Annotated in this window: 5 protein-coding genes; 3 read left to right on the top strand and 2 right to left on the bottom strand. The window is 28.9% G+C overall.

Annotation, left to right across the window (positions count from 1 at the left end; all coding sequences use genetic code 11):
• Positions 1–198: 198 nt before the first annotated feature.
• The 3 genes from ERL59_RS20475 to ERL59_RS20465 are packed head-to-tail and all read left to right on the top strand — an operon-like array spanning position 199 to position 1,031.
• A complete protein-coding gene (locus ERL59_RS20475) occupies positions 199–546 on the top strand; it encodes a YolD-like family protein (protein WP_160648085.1) in 348 nt (115 codons plus the stop codon).
• Positions 547–591: 45 nt separating this feature from the next.
• A complete protein-coding gene (locus ERL59_RS20470) occupies positions 592–837 on the top strand; it encodes a helix-turn-helix domain-containing protein (RefSeq protein WP_160648084.1) in 246 nt (81 codons plus the stop codon).
• Positions 838–854: 17 nt separating this feature from the next.
• A complete protein-coding gene (locus tag ERL59_RS20465) occupies positions 855–1,031 on the top strand; it encodes a hypothetical protein (protein ID WP_160648083.1) in 177 nt (58 codons plus the stop codon).
• A 169-nt stretch (positions 1,032–1,200) separates the two neighbouring features.
• Here ERL59_RS20465 and ERL59_RS20460 read toward each other — a convergent pair whose 3' ends face one another.
• Positions 1,201–1,446, bottom strand: a complete 246-nt coding sequence (locus ERL59_RS20460; protein ID WP_160648082.1) for a hypothetical protein — start codon at positions 1,444–1,446, stop codon at positions 1,201–1,203.
• Positions 1,447–1,797: a hypothetical protein gene (locus tag ERL59_RS20455; RefSeq protein ID WP_160648081.1), complete on the bottom strand. Its 351-nt coding sequence runs from the start codon at positions 1,795–1,797 to the stop codon at positions 1,447–1,449.
• Between the last annotated feature and the right edge of the window lie 263 nt (positions 1,798–2,060).

Genomic DNA, 2,060 nt, shown 5'->3' with positions numbered 1-2,060 from the left:
CGTAAAAGTAACCTGATAGATTTAAATATCTTACAGGATAGCGGCTGTTTGGCACAGCCTTTAAGAATAAGGATTTCTTAAATCAATCTTCTTAAGAATCCCACGACTTTAGTCGTGTGGAGTGTCAAAAATACACACTTGCATATTCTCCTTTGCTTCTTGTATAATAAGAACAAATGTTCTATAAGAGGTGATGATATGAAACAGCATGAAAATAAACTTACGGAAGGCTCTAATATGTTCTGGGAGTCACATCGTATAATACTACCTGAACATAAAGAGATGATGAATCATTATCAAAAAGAACGAAATAGAAAGACTAAACCAGTACTTGCAGAAGAAGAAGTTAATGTTATATCTCAACAATTATCAGATTCAATGTTGAGTGAATCAGAAGTTACTGTAGAGTTGTTCAGATCTTTTGGTCAGAATAAGTTTATAAGTGGGGTAATAACTAAATTTGATACCCAATTACGACAAATTAAATTTGAGTATGAGGGTGAATATGAGTGGATTAAATTTGATGAGATTGTAGGTGTTGGGTGATGAAACATTTGACTACAAAATTAACTAAATTAACTGGTGATTCCATTGCTTACTGACCTTGAGAGAAAAGTATTACGTATCCTATATAACTTCCCTCATTCAATAAAAAAAAGAATGCCAACCATTCGAGAGCTTGAAATCAAAACAGGCAAAGACGAAAAAACAGTCCGTTCGGTATTAAACGGACTTGTTAGAGGTGGATATATAGAATGTAAAGATGGTAATACTCAGAATATAAAAATAATAATGACAAGGGACTATGATTCACCTTTTAAAAAATATCCCAGATAGGATAGGAGGTTTTATATTTGGATATTATTATATCTATTTTCGTTATGTCTGTCCCCTTAATTGCTTTTATATTTTTTATCGTTTGTGTTTCCATAGCCAAGAAAATTCATGATGGAGAAGATACATTCTATATTACTTTTTGGGGAGCCCTATTGTTTACGATTATAATAACAGGATTGGTCTTTATCCATTAGCTATTTACTTTTTAATAGGAAATTTCATTCTATTTTACAAAGGAGTAGGTATTAACATGAAAAATAAGTAATAATATTAGTGAAAAAGTGCCTAACACAAAAACTATATTAAGACTTTTATATTGAAGTTTGATATTTTGCACCTAATATAAGCTTGTCTGGCATTTTCCTATTCACTACTCTTTGATTTGAAATATAGTACGAAATTAATAATACTTATTAAAATAAATATAATAACAAAAATATTTGTGTAAAAATTAGCTAAACTTAGTTGAGGGATATCCATTTCCATATTACTTTTCGCTATAGCCTCTGCTGACCATTGAATATAGGTTCCTAAACGTTCAATTGAATATATCAGTCCGCTAAATATCAAAAATAATGAGCCAAAAATAAAATAATATTTTCTCTTCATTTATGAATTCTCCTCCTTAGATTTATAAATCCCTAGCCTAAAACTAGCCTCGTTAGCATATTCTTTACCATATGAATTATTTAATATTGAAAAAGCATTGGGCAAAAATATCACGGTAAAATTGGATCTATCGTTTATTTTATTATATTCTATTTCACCTTTTATAATACCTCTGTGTTTCGGCTTTAATTCTCCATAAAAAACCTTTTGAGAATTACTATTTAACGGTATTTGATTCCAATCTAAAAATCCAACTAATACAAATTTTAGCTTTGTATTAGAGTTATTTCCTACATGCAAAAAATAATCTAGATTCTTACCATCTAATATTTTTTGAGATGTCCACAACAATAATTCGGATTCTTTATTCGATAATAAAATCCCAGGGAAATTCTCTTCATTATTAACTGATATAAAATCATTATTATTAATGTAGATATATCTTTTAAATTATAAGGATCTTCTACAATTAAAAAAGCAAGGTCATGTGCTCCTTTTTTGTTGAACTGTTTGAATTATCAAGTATATTCACGAGAAAGAATAAAAAAATAAAAATTATTAAGCATGTGGTTAATAATTTTATAATCCTACTGTTGACACTCCACACGACTAAA

The sequence above is a fragment of the Chengkuizengella marina genome, assembly GCF_009910845.1.
Classification (GTDB): Bacteria; Bacillota; Bacilli; order Paenibacillales; family KCTC-33759; genus Chengkuizengella; species Chengkuizengella marina.
This window is presented reverse-complemented; position numbering and strand designations above follow the sequence as displayed.